Here is a 15,813-nt window from a genome sequence, read left to right as displayed (position 1 = left end):
CCATGATCGACCGCATCGTTTCCGAACTCGGTCCGTGGAACTGGATGGTTCTGGGCTTCGTGCTTTTGGTGATGGAAATCATCGCGCCTGGCATCTTCATGCTGTGGATCGGCATCGCCGCGCTGATCGTCGGCGCGGTATCGCTGCTGGTCTGGGATGCGGCCACCTGGACCTGGCAGGTCCAGGTGCTCGTCTTCCTCGCGCTGTCGCTGGTCTCGGCCTTCGTCGGCAAGAAGCTCATCGGCGGACGCGACGAACCGACCGACCAGCCGCTGCTCAACCGTCGTGGCGCCCAGATGATCGGCAGGATGGCGACGCTGTCCGAGCCGATCCGCGACGGCCGCGGCCGCATCAAGCTCGGCGACACGCTGTGGCGCGTCTCTGGCCCTGACCTGCCGGCCGGCACGCAGGTGCGCGTCACCGGAGCCGCCGACACCGATCTCGAACTGACCGTCGAGCGGGTGTGAAACCGGCTCCGCGCTACGCAGCGCCGATGCGCAAGAGATCGTGTAGGTGGACGAGCCCGACGGGCTTGTTGCCCTCCACCACCATCAGGCTGGTGATGGCTGAATTGTTGATCGTCTGCAGCGCCGTAGCCACCAGCGTGTCCGGCGCCGCGGTCTTGGGAGATCTCGTCATCACCTGATCGACGGTCATCGCCGTCAGGTTGCTGCCTATGTGACGCCTGATGTCGCCATCGGTGACGATGCCGATCAGCGCGCCGTCGGCGGCGGTAACCGCCACGCAGCCGAAGCCCTTGCGCGACAATTCCAGGATCGCGTCCTGCATGCCGGTGCCCGAAACGACCAGCGGCAACCTCTCGCCGACATGCATGATCTCGCGGATCTGCATCAGGTTGGCGCCGAGCTGGCCGCCGGGATGGAAGGTGCGGAAATGGTCGGGCGTGAAACCCCGCGCCTCGAGCAGGGCGATCGCCAGCGCGTCGCCCATCACCAGTTGGAGCAGTGCCGATGTCGTCGGTGCCAGCCCGTGCGGGCAGGCTTCCGGCGCTCGCGGCAGCAAAAGCACGACATCGGCTGCGCGCGCCAGCGCCGATGTCTCACCGGACGTGATTGCAATGAGCGGGATTGAGAAGCGCCTGGAATAGGCGACGATGCCCATCATCTCCTTGCTTTCGCCCGACCATGACATGGCGATGATGGCATCGTCCCTGGCGATCATGCCGAGATCGCCGTGGTTGGCTTCAGCGGGGTGGACGAAAAAAGCCGGCGTTCCGGTCGAGGCCAGGGTCGCGGCGATCTTCGAGCCGATATGGCCGCTTTTGCCGACGCCGGTGACGATGACCCGGCCTTCGATCCTCGAGATCATGTCGACCGCTTCGGCAAAGGGCTTCGCCAGCCCGTTTTCGAGCGCCTCGGCCAGCGCCGCCACTCCCGACTGTTCGGTCGCCACCGTTCTTAGCGCCGAAGCGATAGAGGCCTGTCTGTCCAACGGCTTCTTGTCGAGGGATCTCGCATCCATGGCCGATGCGATTAGCCCTTTGTGCCGCGCCTGTCCAACGGAAATGCCTCCCCCGACCGTCTAGGAGAGCGGTTCGAATGAACGAAGCGCAAGGTCACGAATGTCGAGGCCTGGAACAATGAGCGCCTGGAAAAGCAATCGCCCCCCGCCTCAACGCTCCGTTAACCATCCCCATTTACGGTTCGGTAAGTATGGCGCGCGCTCGCGCCGCGCAAGCAGTGGTGGCGATGTCCGGGGCCCAGTCAGAAAAGACGAGAAGGCGAAAGAGCAAGGCTGCCTGCGCCTTGCTGCTGGCGACCAGCATCTTCGGCCTGCCGCGACCGACGCTGTCCTTCGCCCAGGAAACGGAGCTGCGCGGCGAGGTCTCGGAATCGGCGATCCTGTCCGACCAGCAGCGCAAAGCGAGACTGGCCGCCATAGCCGGTCAGGGTCAACAGCAGCCAGCGAATGCCGCCGGTCAGGACGACACGCCGTCGCGCACCTATCTGCCCGCCAGCGCCGGCGCTGCTCCTGACGATAGCGGTGCCGCCTCGCCCGCTGGCAGCATTTTCGACCCGCCGGCGGCCGGTGACGACGCGAGCGCCGACAATCCGCCTCCGCCCAAGCCACGCCGGCCATCGGCCAGCGGGCAGGCCAATGCGGACAAGGCCGCCGACAGGGCGAAGACAAAGAAAAAGAACACCACCGCGACGACCGACGCGACCACGACCGCCAGCACGGCCGACGATGCCGACGCCACCGTCACCGCCACCGGCACCGGCACCGACCAGGAGACCGCCAACCGCCGCGCCGTCACGATCGACAGCGTCGACCGGCAGCAGCTCGATCCGGGCGCCGAACGCACCGCTTCCATCGAAGGGCAGAAGAAGAAAATCGAGGACGATCCGTTCGCCGCTCCAGGCATCAAATGGGGCTCCTTCGTCATAAGGCCGACGCTGGAGCAGGGCCTGACCGCCACCTCGAACGGCGATTCCAGCAGTGCCGGCAAAGCGGCGCTGCTGTCCGAGACGGCACTGCGCTTTTCCGCCGCCTCCGACTGGCGCGAGAACTCCGCGACCATTGATGGTTATGGCCTCTTCCGCGAGACCGTCTCGGGCTACCCGGTTCACAATGAGCAAGGCCGCATCGAAGGCCAGCTCAATGTCGACCTCGACAACGAGCAACGCGCCGTCGCCAAGCTCGGTTACGAGGCCGTGCCGGAATCGGCCTCGTCGCCCGACGCCATTGCAGGCGTCAGCAAGCAACCGCTGCGCCAGACCATCGACGGCAGCCTCGGCATCGAAAAGGACGTCGGCAAGGCGCAATACACTTTGACCGGCGCGGTCTCGCACGACTTCTATGGCGATGCCAAGCTTTCTGACGACACCTCGCTGTCGCAGAAGGATCGTAACTCCACGCTTTATACGGCGACCTTGCGCACCGGCTACGAAATCTCCCCTGCCCTTACGCCTTTCACCGAAATCGAGCTCGGGCGCAGGGCCTATGATCAACGCTTCGACAATGAAGGCTTCGAGCGTTCATCAACGCGGCTTGGTGCCCGCGCCGGCCTCGAGCTCGACATGGGCGAGAAGCTCGCCGGCGAGTTCTCGGCCGGCTGGCTGCGGGAAGCGATCGACGACGACCGCCTGGGGGCGATCGCGGGTGCCACCGTGGACGCCGACCTGAAATGGTCGCCCGAACGCGGCACCACGATCGGCCTGACCGGGCGGACCACGGTCGAGCCCACGACCACCGCAGGTGAAAGCGGCGACATCCTCTATTCCGGCCGCCTCACGGCCGAACGCCAGATCCGCGCCAACCTGACCGGCAATGCCGCGCTGGGCCTGGACTGGCGCGATTATATCGGCATAGACGGCCATGACAGGGTGCTGAGCGCCGAAGCCGGGCTGACATGGTGGCTGAACCGCTATGCCGGCCTCACCACCCGCGCCAGGACCGAGAAGCTCACCAGCAACCTGCCTGGCCGCGACTACACCGCCAACAGCATCTATCTCGGCTTGAAGGTGCAGCGGTAAGCGCGGGCCGCTAAGCTGCGTGCCGCATCCGAGACATCGGCCAGACAGCGCCTCCCTTAAAGCGCCGCCACAACGTGCTCCGAAGGCGCCATCTCGTCGAGAAGCCTGCGGATGACGCCGGCCATGCTCTGGTTCATGTCGTTGCGCCAGAGCGCGAAGGCCACATTGGCCTCGACGAACCCTTCCGGCGATCCGCAATCGAAGGTGCGGCCCTGAAAGTGGTAGCCGTAGAAGGGCTGCTGCTTCTCCAGCTTCAGCATTGCGTCCGTGAGCTGGATCTCGTTTCCGGCGCCCTTCTCCTGGCCTTCGAGGATTTTGAAAATCTCGGGCTGCAATATGTAGCGGCCATTGATGTAGAGATTGGAGGGCGCGGTGCCGGTCTTCGGCTTTTCCACCATCTCGGTGATGCGGAAGCCATGATGGGTGGCTTCGCCCCGGCCGACGATGCCGTATTTATGGGTTTCGGCGGGATCGCATTCCTGAACCGCGATGATGTTGTTGCCGGTCTCGGCATAGAGGTCGACCATGTCCCTCATACAGCTCTTTTCCGACTGCATGATCATGTCGGGCAACAACAGCGCGAACGGCTCGTCGCCGACCAGTTCGCGCGCGCACCAGACGGCATGGCCAAGTCCGAGCGGCACCTGCTGGCGAGTGAAGCTGGTCTGTCCCGGCCCGGGCTGCAGCCGCTGCAGCCTGGCGAGCTGGTCGTCCTTGCCACGCTGGGCGAGCGTGTCATAGAGCTCGAACTGGATATCGAAATGATCCTCGATGACCGCCTTGTTGCGCCCGGTGACGAAGATGAAATGCTCGATGCCTGCCTCGCGCGCCTCGTCCACCACGTATTGGATGACGGGCCGGTCGACGACGGTAAGCATTTCCTTGGGGACGGCCTTGGTGGCCGGGAGAAACCGCGTGCCGAGACCTGCGACCGGGAAAACTGCCTTGCGAACTCTCTTCATGCCTTCAATTATCCGTTTGCAGGCCGGCTCCGCAATCCCGCCCCGCGACATTTTCACGCCGGAATTGAGGATTATCGGGCGGATGAAGGGAAACTTGCACCGGTAGAAGCATCGAGGCGCCTTTTCGTTCCAGGGGCAGCCTATGGTAAACCAATTCCTAACCTGGTTCGGCGATGAATGGTCTTTCCCAAGACGGAGAAGGAGGAAAAGATGTCCGTTCGCAATGCCGCAAAGCGTTTCACCAGCGTCATGACGGCCGCCAGCCTCTCGCTCGCCATGCTGATGCCTGCCGGGCCGGCCTTCGCCGATGCCGGCTTCCGGCAATGGGTCGCCGGCTTCCGCGCCACCGCGGTGCAGGGGGGCGTTTCCGGCGCCGTCTATGACCGCGCCTTCAGGGGCATCGACGAACCCGATCCGGTGGTGCTGGAAAAAGCCCGAACCCAGCCGGAATTCACCGCGCCCGCCTGGGATTATTTCGACAACCGCGTCCACGACCAGTCGGTCGCGGTCGGCCAGCAGATGGCCAGGAAATGGAAGCCGTGGCTGGACAGGATCGAGGCGAGGTTCGGCGTTGACCGCAACGTCCTGCTGGCCATCTGGTCGATGGAATCCAACTATGGCGAGATCCTCAAGCGCGACGACATCATGCGCAATGTCGTCCGCTCGCTGGCGACCCTGGCCTATGGCGATCAGAAGCGGTCGAAATATGCCCGCACGCAACTGGTCGCCGCACTGAAGATCCTCCAGACCGGCGACATCGACGAGAGCCACCTCATGGGTTCCTGGGCGGGCGCCATGGGCCAGACCCAGTTCATCCCGACCAGCTACCAGCACTATGCCGTGGACATGGACGGCAACGGCAAGCGCGACATCTGGAATTCCATTCCCGATGCGCTGGCGACATCAGCCAATCTGCTCAAGAAGAATGGCTGGCAGGCCGGCAAGACCTGGGGCTACGAGGTGGCCTTGCCGGCCGGCAAGCTGCCCGCAGGCTCCAGGACGCTGGCGCAATGGCAGGCGCTCGGCGTGGTCAGGGCGAGCGGCAAGCCGTTCAGGAACCTCAGCGACAAGGCGACGTTGAAAGTACCGGATGGCCGCGGCGGCCCCGCTTTCCTGATGATCAGGAATTTCTCGGTCATCAAGGCCTACAACAATGCGGACAAATACGCGCTTGCCGTTGGCCTTCTTGCCGACGAGATCGCCGGTTCCACCGGCCTCGTACAGGACTGGAAACGGCCTTTCACCAAGCTGACGTTCGAGGAAAGGCAGGAATTGCAGAAGCGGCTCTCCCAGCACGGCCTTTATGACGGCAAATTCGACGGCAAGATCGGCGACGGGTCGAAGTCGGCCATCATGGCCTATCAGGCAAAGGTCGGCTTGACCCAGGACGGCTATCCGAGCATGGAAGTGCTAAAATGGCTCAGGCAAAAATAGGGCCTGTCATGAACTGAGGAGGAGCGATTGGCTTGGGCTGCGCGCATCGGGACCTTCATTCCCCGCATGCTGGTGCTGTTCCTGGCCGTCGCCGTGCTCGCCGTCGCCATGGCAGGCGCCTTCCATGCCCCCGCCATGGCGCAGGAGCAGCAAAGCCGCGGCTGGTCATTGCGTGACCTTCTGTTCCCGCGCCGCAGCGAGCGGATCGAGCCGCCGCTGGACATCCAGAAACCAAGGCCCAGGCCGAAGGCAAAAAAGCCGCGTGCCCCGCGTCCGCCCGCGGAACCGGAAATCCCGATCGCCGAGAAGGCGCCGGACGCCCGGGTCGTCCTGGTGGTCGGCGATTTCATGGCGGCCGGGCTCGCCGAAGGTCTAGATACCGCCTTTGCCGAGAATACCGGCGTCAGGATCGTCGTTCGCTCCAATGGCTCGTCGGGCTTCGTGCGCGATGATTTCTACAATTGGCCGGAACAGATCAAATCGTTGATAGAGACCGAAAAGCCCGCCGCCGTGGTCGTGATGCTCGGTTCCAACGACCGCCAGCCGATGAAGGTGGGGGATGTGCGCGAGCAGCCCCGTTCCGAGACCTGGACCAAGGAATACGAACGTCGCACCGAAGCGTTCGGCAAGGCCATCGCCACGGCTAAGGTGCCTTTCCTGTGGGTCGGCATGCCGGCGTTCAGGGTTTCGAAGATGACATCCGACATGCTCGCCTTCAACGACATCTACCGTCAGGCGGCCGAAAGCCATGGCGGCGAATTCGTCGATATCTGGGATGGATTCGTCGACGAGAACGGCGCCTTCGTCACCAGTGGCCCCGACATCAACGGCCAGCCCGTGCGGCTGCGCTCCGATGACGGCATCAACATGTCGAAGGCCGGCAAGCGCAAGCTCGCCTTCTATACCGAAAAGCCGTTGATGAAGGTCCTGGGCCTGGCCGCGCCGGGAAGCGTCGCCCCGACCGCTGCTCCTGCCGGCGCGCCGGTCGAGGCGCCGGCGCCGGCCGCCGCTCCCATCGTCATTGACCGCACCGCGCCGATGCTGCTCAGCGATCCGGCGCTCGACGGCGGCACGGAACTGCTCGGCGCCGGACCGCCCGCGAAGGCCAACCCGCGCCTGCCCGGCGAAAGACTGGTGGTCGAGGGCAAGGCGCCGGTGGCTTCGCCCGGCCGCGCCGACGATTTCGCCTGGCCGCCCAGGACAAATCCAGCGGCCGCGGCTGGCACGACGACGGCCATCACTCCTTAGCAGCGCGGAGGGCCCGAAACCGTTTCGGAACTCGCTCCTGCGAGCCATAGGATGGCGTTTTCAAGAACCGGAGCGAGCGTACTTTTTGGGTACGGGAGCACCGGAAGCGCAGAAAACGCCTTATGGCCGCAGCAGTAGAGTTTCCAAACGGGCTCAGCGGGGCAGGACGCTCGAACCCATCAATGCCTCGTCGATCGAACGCGCCGCCTGGCGGCCTTCGCGTATCGCCCACACCACCAGCGACTGGCCGCGGCGCACGTCACCCGCGGCATAGAGCCTGTCGACGCTGGTCCGGTAGTCGCGGTCATTGGCCTCGACATTGCGGGAGCGTCGGCTGTCGGTGACGATCTTCATCTCCCCTTCGAGCTCCGACACCACGCCGGCCATGGCCGGCCCGGCAAAGCCGATGGCGATGAAGGCGAGATCGGCGCGGATGACGAACTCGGTGCCGACGATCGGTCGGCGCTTGTCGTCGACCTCGCAGCATTTGACACCGGTCAGCTGGCCTTCCTCGCCGATGAATTCGAGTGTCGCCACCTGGAATTCGCGCTCGGCGCCCTCGGCCTGCGAGGAGGAGGTGCGCATCTTGGTCGCCCAGTAGGGCCAGACGGCGAGCTTGTCTTCCTTCTCCGGCGGCTGCGGACGGATGTCGAGCTGCGTGACGCGCACGGCGCCTTGGCGGAAGGCGGTGCCGACGCAGTCGGAAGCGGTATCGCCGCCGCCGACGACGACGACATGCTGGCCGCTGGCGATGATCGGGTGCGACGGCCACGCCACCGACTGGATCGGCTCGCCGCCGACACGCCGGTTCTGCTGCACCAGGTAAGGCATCGCGTCATAGACGCCGCCGAGATCGTCACCGGGGATGTTGGCCGCACGCGGGGTCTCGGATCCGCCGCAATAGAGCACCGCGTCATGCTCGGCGAGCAGTTCGGCCACGGGCTTGTCGATGCCGACATTGACGCCGCAATGGAAGGTCACGCCTTCGCCCTGCATCTGCTCGATGCGGCGATCGATATAGTGCTTCTCGATCTTGAAGTCGGGAATGCCATAGCGCATCAGCCCGCCTGGCCGGCTTTCGCGTTCGTAGACATGGACATCATGGCCGGCGCGGCCGAGCTGCTGGGCGGCGGCCATGCCGGCCGGGCCGGAGCCGATGACGGCGACGCGCTTGCCCGTCTTCCTCTCCGGCGGATAGGGCCTGATATGGCCGGTCTCGTAGGCCTTGTCGGCGATCGCCTGCTCGACCGTCTTGATGGCCACCGGAATGTCCTCGAGGTTCAGCGTGCAGGCTTCCTCGCAAGGCGCGGGGCAGATGCGGCCGGTGAATTCGGGGAAATTGTTGGTCGAATGCAGGTTGCGGATCGCATTGTCCCAGTCCCTGTTATAGACGAGGTCGTTCCAGTCCGGGATCTGGTTGTGGATCGGGCAGCCGGTCGGCCCGTGACAGAACGGGATGCCGCAGTCCATGCAGCGCGCGGCCTGTTTCTCGACCTCCTTGTCCGACATCGGCAGCGTAAACTCGCGGAAATGCCGGATGCGGTCGGAGGCCGGCTGGTACTTGTGCACCTGCCGGTCGATCTCGAGAAAGCCTGTTACCTTGCCCATAGTCCAGTTCCTGCTGTCCAGATGGTGCGGTTTTCGCCGCACCCGTTAACCTCTTCAGGCAGCCGTGGCAACCTTCCGCGAGAGGTCAAATTATCAGTGACATGGAGCCGGGAAGCCTGGGCTTCCCGGCCTTTGCGAAGATCTATTCGGCCGCCACGCTCATGCGCATGCGTTCCATCTCGATCAGCGCGCGGCGGTATTCGACCGGCATGATCTTGCGGAATTTCGGCCGGAACGCCGCCCAATTGTCGAGGATCTCGCGGCCGCGCACCGAACCCGTATAGTGCACGTGGTTCGAGATCAGCTGATAGAGCCGCTCCTCGTCATGGCTGGTCATGTCACCCGAGACGTCGACGCGGCCCTTGTGGTCGAGGTCGCCGCCATGATGCAGCAGCTTTTCCATCAGGTCGTCTTCTTCCGGCACCGGCTCCAGCTCGACCATGGCCATGTTGCAGCGCTCGGCGAAATCGCCCGCCTCGTCCAGCACATAGGCAACGCCGCCCGACATGCCGGCGGCGAAGTTGCGGCCGGTCTTGCCGATGACGACGACGATGCCGCCGGTCATGTATTCGCAGCCATGGTCGCCGACGCCCTCGACGACGGTGACGACGCCCGAGTTGCGCACCGCGAAGCGCTCGCCGGCGACACCGGCAAAATAGGCCTCGCCTTCGGTAGCGCCATAGAGCACCGTGTTGCCGACGATGATGGACTCGGCCGCGACGATCTTGGCTTCATCCGGCGGCCGGATGACGATGCGGCCGCCCGACAGGCCCTTGCCGACATAGTCGTTGCCGGCGCCGACCAGCTCGAAGGAGATGCCGCGCGCCAGGAAGGCGCCGAAGGACTGGCCGGCGGTGCCGGTCAGCTTCACCTGGATCGTATCCTCGCGCAGGCCCTTGTGCCTGAAGCGCTTGGCCACCTCGCCCGACAGCATGGCGCCCGCCGAACGATCGACATTGCGGATGTCGACCTCGATCTTGACCGGCTGCTTGGCCTCCAGTGCCGGCTTGGCCAGCTCGATCAGCTTGCGGTCGAGCACGTCGTCGATCGGGTGCTTCTGCCGCTCGGTCCAGTGCACCGCCTCATGTGGCGCATCGGGCTTGTAGAACATCTTCGAGAAGTCGAGCCCGCGCGCCTTCCAATGCTGGATCACGTCGCGCTTTTCCAGGAGATCGGCGTCGCCGATGATCTGGTCGATATGGGTGAAGCCCATTTCGGCAAGCAGTCCGCGCACCTCTTCAGCGACATAGAAGAAGAAGTTGATGACGTGCTCGGGCGTGCCCTTGAAGCGCTTGCGCAGCACCGGATCCTGCGTCGCCACGCCGACCGGGCAGGTGTTGAGATGGCATTTGCGCATCATGATGCAGCCGGCCGCGATCAACGGCGCGGTCGAGAAGCCGAACTCGTCGGCGCCGAGCAGCGCGCCGATGATGACGTCGCGGCCCGTGCGCAATCCGCCATCGACCTGCAGCGCCACGCGCGACCTGAGACCGTTGAGCACCAGCGTCTGGTGCGTCTCGGCAAGGCCCATCTCCCACGGGCTGCCGGCATGCTTGAGCGACGTCAGCGGCGAGGCACCCGTGCCGCCATCGTAGCCCGAAATGGTGATGTGGTCGGCGCGCGCCTTGGCGACGCCCGCCGCTACCGTGCCGACCCCGACCTCCGACACCAGCTTGACCGAAATGTCGGCCGCCGGGTTGACGTTCTTCAGATCGTAGATCAGCTGCGCCAGATCCTCGATCGAATAGATGTCGTGATGCGGCGGCGGCGAGATCAGGCCGACGCCGGGCGTCGAGTGCCGGACCTTGGCGATGGTGGCGTCGACCTTGTGGCCGGGCAACTGGCCGCCCTCGCCGGGCTTGGCGCCTTGCGCCACCTTGATCTGCATGACGTCGGAGTTGACGAGATATTCGGCCGTCACGCCGAACCGTCCGGAAGCGATCTGCTTGATCGCCGAACGTTCGGGGTTCTTGCCGCCGCCGGGCAGCGGCAGATAGCGGTCTGCCTCCTCGCCGCCCTCGCCAGTGTTCGACTTGCCGCCGATGGCGTTCATGGCGCGCGCCAGCGTCGTATGCGCTTCCCTGGAGATCGAGCCGAACGACATCGCGCCGGTCGAGAAACGCTTGACGATCTCGGCCGCGGGCATGACGTCGTCGAGCGCGACCTTCTTGCGGCCGGTATCTTCCGCCAGCTTGATCTTGAACAGGCCACGAATGGTCTGCGCGCGCGCCGTCTCGCTGTCGATCTGCGCGGAATACTCCTTGAAGGTCTCCCAAGACCCCTGGCGCACGGCATGCTGCAAGGTGGCGACCGCGTCGGGCGACCACATATGCGCCTCGCCGCGCATGCGGAACAGGTATTCGCCGCCGACATCCAGGCTGTTGCGCAGCACCGGATCGTTGCCGAAACCATCCGTATGACGCCTGAACGTCTCCTCGGCGATCTCGTCCAGCCCGACGCCTTCGATCAGCGTGGCGGTGCCGGTGAAATACTTCTCCACGAAATCGGTCTTCAGCCCGATCGCGTCGAAGATCTGCGCGCCGCAATAGGACTGGTAGGTCGAGATGCCCATCTTCGACATCACCTTGAGGATGCCCTTGCCGATCGACTTGATGTAGCGCGACACGACTTCGTAGGCGTCGACCTCTTCAGGCAGTTCGCCGCGCTTGTGCATGTCGAGCAGCGTGTCGAAGGCGAGATAGGGATTGATCGCTTCGGCGCCGTAACCGGCGAGGCAGCAGAAATGATGCACTTCGCGCGGCTCGCCGGATTCCACGACGAGCCCGACCGAAGTACGCAGCCCCTTGCGGATCAGATGATGATGCACCGCGGCCGTGGCCAGAAGCGCGGGAATGGCGATGCGGTCCGGCCCGAGCTGGCGGTCGGACAGGATGATGATGTTGTAGCCGCCGGCGACCGCCGCTTCCGCCCGCTCGCACAGCCGATCGATGGCGCCCTGCATGCCGGCCGCGCCCTCGATCGAGGCATAGGTGATGTCGATCGTCTTGGTGTCGAACCGATCCTCGGTGTGGCCGATGGAGCGGATCTTTTCGAGATCGCCATTGGTCAGGATCGGCTGGCGCACTTCCAGCCGCTTGCGGCGCGAACTGCCGACCAGGTCGAAAATGTTGGGCCGCGGGCCGATGAAGGACACCAGGCTCATCACCAGTTCCTCGCGGATCGGATCGATCGGCGGATTGGTGACCTGGGCGAAGTTCTGCTTGAAATAGGTGTAGAGCAGCTTCGATCTGTCCGACATTGCCGAGATCGGCGTGTCGGTGCCCATCGAACCGACGGCTTCCTGGCCTGTGGTGGCCATCGGCGACATCAAGAGCTTGGTGTCTTCCTGGGTGTAGCCGAACGCCTGCTGGCGGTCGAGCAGGCTGACATCCTTGCGCAGCGCGCGCGGCTCGACCGGCTTCAGGTCCTCCAGGATGAGCTGCGTATTGGCGAGCCAGGTCTTGTAGGGATGCCTGGTGGCGATCTCCGACTTGATCTCCTCGTCGGAAACGATGCGGCCCTTGGCAAGATCGATCAAGAGCATGCGGCCGGGCTGCAGCCGCCACTTCTGGACGATCTTTTCCTCCGGCACAGGCAGCGCGCCGGCCTCCGACGCCATGATGACCCGGTCGTCGTCGGTGACGATGTAGCGCGCTGGCCGCAAGCCGTTGCGGTCGAGCGTGGCGCCGATCTGGCGCCCGTCGGTGAAGGCGACCGCGGCGGGCCCGTCCCACGGCTCCATCAGCGCCGCGTGGTATTCGTAGAAGGCCTTGCGGTCGGCGTCCATGAGCTTGTTGCCGGCCCAGGCTTCCGGGATCAGCATCATCATGGCGTGGCTGAGGCTGTATCCGCCCTGGAACAGGAACTCGAGCGCATTGTCGAAACATGCGGTGTCGGACTGGCCCTCATAGGAGATCGGCCAGAGCTTGGAGATGTTGTTGCCGAACAGCTCCGAATCCACCGACGCCTGGCGCGCCGCCATCCAGTTGTTGTTGCCGCGCACGGTGTTGATCTCGCCATTATGCGCGACCATGCGATAGGGATGCGCCAGCTTCCACGAGGGGAAGGTGTTGGTGGAGAAGCGCTGGTGGACCAGGATCAGCGCCGTTTCGAAGCGCGGATCGGACAGGTCCTTGTAATAGGCTCCGACCTGATAGGCCAGGAACATGCCCTTGTAGACGATGGTGCGCGCCGACAGCGACACGCAGTAGGCGCCGATGTCCTTGTTGTCGTTCTCGGCGTAGATGCGGCCCGATATGACCTTGCGCAGCAGATAGAGCCTGGCCTCGTACTCCTCGTCGTCGGGAATGTCGGCCGTGCGTCCGATGAAGACCTGCCGGTGGAACGGCTCGGATGCCACGATATCCGGGGCCTTGGAGAGCGACGAATTGTCGACCGGCACGTCACGGAAGCCGAGCAGCGGCAGCCCCTCGGACTGCGCCGATTCGGCAATGATGTCCTCGACATGGGCGCGCAGCGCGGCATCCTGCGGCATGAACCAATGGCCGACGCCATACTGCCCCGCCGGCGGCAGCTCGACGCCCTGCGCGGCCATCTCCTCGCGGAAGAAGCCGTCGGGTATCTGCACCAGCACGCCCGCGCCGTCGCCCATCAGCGGATCGGCGCCGACGGCGCCGCGATGCGTCAGGTTTTCGAGCATGGAAAGCCCGTCCTCGACGATCGTGTGCGACTTCGCGCCCTTCATGTTGACGATGAAGCCGACACCGCAGGCATCGTGCTCGTTGCGCGGATCATAAAGGCCCTGGGCGGTCAAACCGGTGCGGCGGGTATTGGCCAGGGTTTTGACGGCTGCCGCTTTCGTCTGCGCGGCCTTGCCGTTCGTCGCAGCGTGCGTCAATTCCGTCATCGTCCTGTCCTCCATTCCGCGTCCTTGCGGGCGCTGGTTTGCCTCGGGAAGCGCATTGCTTCCCCTTCATCCTTACGGCACGTCTTGCGAAATCCTTGCCGAACCATGCGGCTCACCGCGCGGTTCGCATCCGGTATCGTACAGGCCAGAGCACGGCCGTCCACCTGTCGCTCGCAGCAAAAGCCGGAGAGGCTTAGAATACGCCAATCCAGCCTGTTTTGCGCGACAAAATAAGACAGCACTACTGTCCTAAATTTTTATGGCAGAAAAGCCGGGCGCATACAAGACCGATTCACAAAAAACTTAGGCGTTCCGCGACACAAAGTTTCGTGAAATACCCGCTAAACGCAAGCTTCGGTCCCTGCCGGTTTTCGGCAGCTCGCTGGCTTTACCCGTTTTCTGGCGTCTGGCCCTTGCGAGCCAGCCATGAAACCGGTCAAGGTTGCAGCGATTTTCCCAGCACAGGCAGATGCATGTTCTTCGCTTCCGACAATTGGGCAGGCGCCCACCCCAACATCGCCTCCGGCCTCTCGGCCCACGCCGGCGGCTTTTCCACTGCCTATGGCGATGGCGCGCTCGACCAGGCCGTCTGCCAGCGCTTCAGCGAAATCTTCGAACGCGAGGTTGCGGTGTTCTTCGTGGCCACCGGCACCGCCGCCAATTCGCTGGCGCTGACCGCCTACAACAAGCCCGGCGGCATTTCCTTCGCTCATCGCGAATCGCATGTCATCGAAGATGAGTGCGGCGCACCGGAATATTTCTCCGGCGGCTCGCGGCTGCATGCCGTCGATGGCGCGCTGGGCCGGATCGATCCGCACAATCTGGAAACGGCGATCGGCCGTTTCGCCGGCGAGGTGGTCCATTGGGGCCGGCCGATGGCGGTCTCGATCACCCAGTCGACGGAGGTCGGCACGGTCTACGGCCTGCATGACATCGCCGCGATCTCGGCCATCGCGCGGCAACATTCCGTGCCATTGCATATGGACGGCGCCCGCTTTGCCAATGCACTGGTCGCGCTCGACACGACGCCCGCCGAAATGACCTGGAAAAGTGGCGTCGACATACTGTCTTTCGGCGGCACCAAGAACGGCTGCTGGTGCGCCGAGGCGATCGTGCTGTTCGATCTCGAGCGTGCCCGGGAATTGGCCTTCCTGCGCAAGCGCGCCGCCCAGCTGTTTTCCAAATCGCGCTTTATCGCGGCACAGTTCGAGGCTTATTTCCGCGACGGCCTGTGGCTCGACACCGCCAGGCACGCCAATGCCATGGCTGCCCGTCTTGCCGCGGCGATCGAGGATTCCGAGACGGCGAAACTGGCTTGGCTGCCGCAAGCGAACGAGGTTTTCGCGGTGATGAAAAAGGCTGAAGCCGACAGGCTGCAGGCGGCGGGTGCTGTTTTCTACGACTGGCACAAGCCGCATGGCTTCGAAGGCCATATCGGCGAGGACGAATTGCTCTATCGCTTCGTCACCAGTTTTGCGACGACGTCAGAGGAAGTCGACCGCTTTGGCCAGTTGATCGCAGGATAATTGCTGTTCTCGGCAAATAAAAAAGAAGCGGCGCCTTTCGGCGCCGCTTCCGTCTCGGGAGGAGACTTAGGGATTACGCAGCGGTCTTGGCCTCGATCTGCTTGGCCTTGGCCGGAGCCGAAGTGATCGCGATCTTGCGCGGCTTCAGTTCCTCGGGGATGTTGCGCTTCAGGTCGACGAAGAGCAGGCCGTTCTTCAGCGTGGCGCCCACGACCTCGACGTGGTCGGCAAGCTGGAAGCGGCGCTCGAAGGCCCTGGAGGCAATGCCGCGATAGAGCAGTTCGGAACCCTCGCCCGTGCCCTCATCCTTGCGCTCGCCTTTCACGGTCAGCACATTGCGGTGGGCCTCGATCGAGATCTCCTCGTCCGAGAAGCCGGCGACAGCCATCGAGATGCGGTAGGCATCCTCACCGGTGCGCTCGATGTTGTAGGGCGGATAGGTCTGCGCGCCATCGGGCTGCGCAAGGGAATCAAGCATGGTGAAGAGACGGTCGAAGCCGACGGTCGAGCGATAGAGCGGGGAAAAATCAACGTGACGCATGGTGTGTTCTCCTGTTGAGCAACAAGGCTTGCGTTTGGCCGGTGCGAAACCCGTGAGCGGCGTTCCGGTTTGACCAGCGGCCCCGACATTGGCGGCCGCAATCAACATTTGGGGAGCGGGCAAAGCCATT

The 15,813-nt window shown here is 64.2% G+C and carries 10 protein-coding genes; 5 read left to right on the top strand and 5 right to left on the bottom strand.

The features are described from left to right. Positions 1-2: 2 nt before the first annotated feature. On the top strand, positions 3-467 hold the full coding sequence (locus tag FJ973_RS15425) for an NfeD family protein (RefSeq protein ID WP_140556553.1): 465 nt from the start codon (positions 3-5) through the stop codon (positions 465-467). A 13-nt stretch (positions 468-480) separates the two neighbouring features. Here FJ973_RS15425 and FJ973_RS15420 read toward each other — a convergent pair whose 3' ends face one another. Beyond that, entirely contained in the window at positions 481-1,482 is a 1,002-nt protein-coding gene (locus FJ973_RS15420; protein ID WP_140556551.1) for a KpsF/GutQ family sugar-phosphate isomerase, read from the bottom strand. A 227-nt stretch (positions 1,483-1,709) separates the two neighbouring features. Here FJ973_RS15420 and FJ973_RS15415 point away from each other — a divergent pair, with 227 nt between their 5' ends. After that, positions 1,710-3,497 (top strand): outer membrane beta-barrel protein, encoded by a 1,788-nt coding sequence (locus FJ973_RS15415; protein WP_181170917.1) that lies wholly within the window; start codon positions 1,710-1,712, stop codon positions 3,495-3,497. Positions 3,498-3,553: 56 nt separating this feature from the next. Here the strand turns inward: FJ973_RS15415 and galU are convergent, their stop codons facing one another. Beyond that, a complete protein-coding gene (galU, locus tag FJ973_RS15410; protein ID WP_181168598.1) occupies positions 3,554-4,468 on the bottom strand; it encodes a UTP--glucose-1-phosphate uridylyltransferase GalU in 915 nt (304 codons plus the stop codon). 201 nt (positions 4,469-4,669) lie between these two features. Here galU and FJ973_RS15405 point away from each other — a divergent pair, with 201 nt between their 5' ends. Together FJ973_RS15405 and FJ973_RS15400 are read left to right on the top strand one after the other, a co-directional pair. Then, entirely contained in the window at positions 4,670-5,893 is a 1,224-nt protein-coding gene (locus FJ973_RS15405) for a lytic murein transglycosylase (RefSeq protein ID WP_140496283.1), read from the top strand. Between the two features lie 27 nt (positions 5,894-5,920). Then, positions 5,921-7,141, top strand: a complete 1,221-nt coding sequence (locus FJ973_RS15400; protein WP_140556549.1) for a DUF459 domain-containing protein — start codon at positions 5,921-5,923, stop codon at positions 7,139-7,141. Positions 7,142-7,294: 153 nt separating this feature from the next. Here FJ973_RS15400 and FJ973_RS15395 read toward each other — a convergent pair whose 3' ends face one another. Continuing rightward, a complete protein-coding gene (locus tag FJ973_RS15395) occupies positions 7,295-8,749 on the bottom strand; it encodes a glutamate synthase subunit beta (RefSeq protein WP_140522407.1) in 1,455 nt (484 codons plus the stop codon). 142 nt (positions 8,750-8,891) lie between these two features. Continuing rightward, on the bottom strand, positions 8,892-13,616 hold the full coding sequence (gene gltB / locus FJ973_RS15390) for a glutamate synthase large subunit (protein WP_140556547.1): 4,725 nt from the start codon (positions 13,614-13,616) through the stop codon (positions 8,892-8,894). 473 nt (positions 13,617-14,089) lie between these two features. On the opposite strand from gltB, the gene FJ973_RS15385 reads away from it, so the two are divergent. Next, complete coding sequence (locus tag FJ973_RS15385; RefSeq protein ID WP_140496287.1) at positions 14,090-15,142, top strand: low specificity L-threonine aldolase; 1,053 nt, start codon at positions 14,090-14,092, stop codon at positions 15,140-15,142. A 73-nt stretch (positions 15,143-15,215) separates the two neighbouring features. On the opposite strand, the gene FJ973_RS15380 is transcribed toward FJ973_RS15385, so the two are convergent. Next, positions 15,216-15,683, bottom strand: a complete 468-nt coding sequence (locus FJ973_RS15380; RefSeq protein ID WP_140496288.1) for an Hsp20 family protein — start codon at positions 15,681-15,683, stop codon at positions 15,216-15,218. Positions 15,684-15,813 lie beyond the last annotated feature (130 nt).

This window comes from Mesorhizobium sp. B2-1-3 (genome assembly GCF_006442495.1).
Lineage (GTDB): Bacteria > Pseudomonadota > Alphaproteobacteria > Rhizobiales > Rhizobiaceae > Mesorhizobium.
The sequence above is the reverse complement of the archived record's forward strand: the minus strand, read 5'-3'. Positions and strand labels throughout refer to the sequence as shown.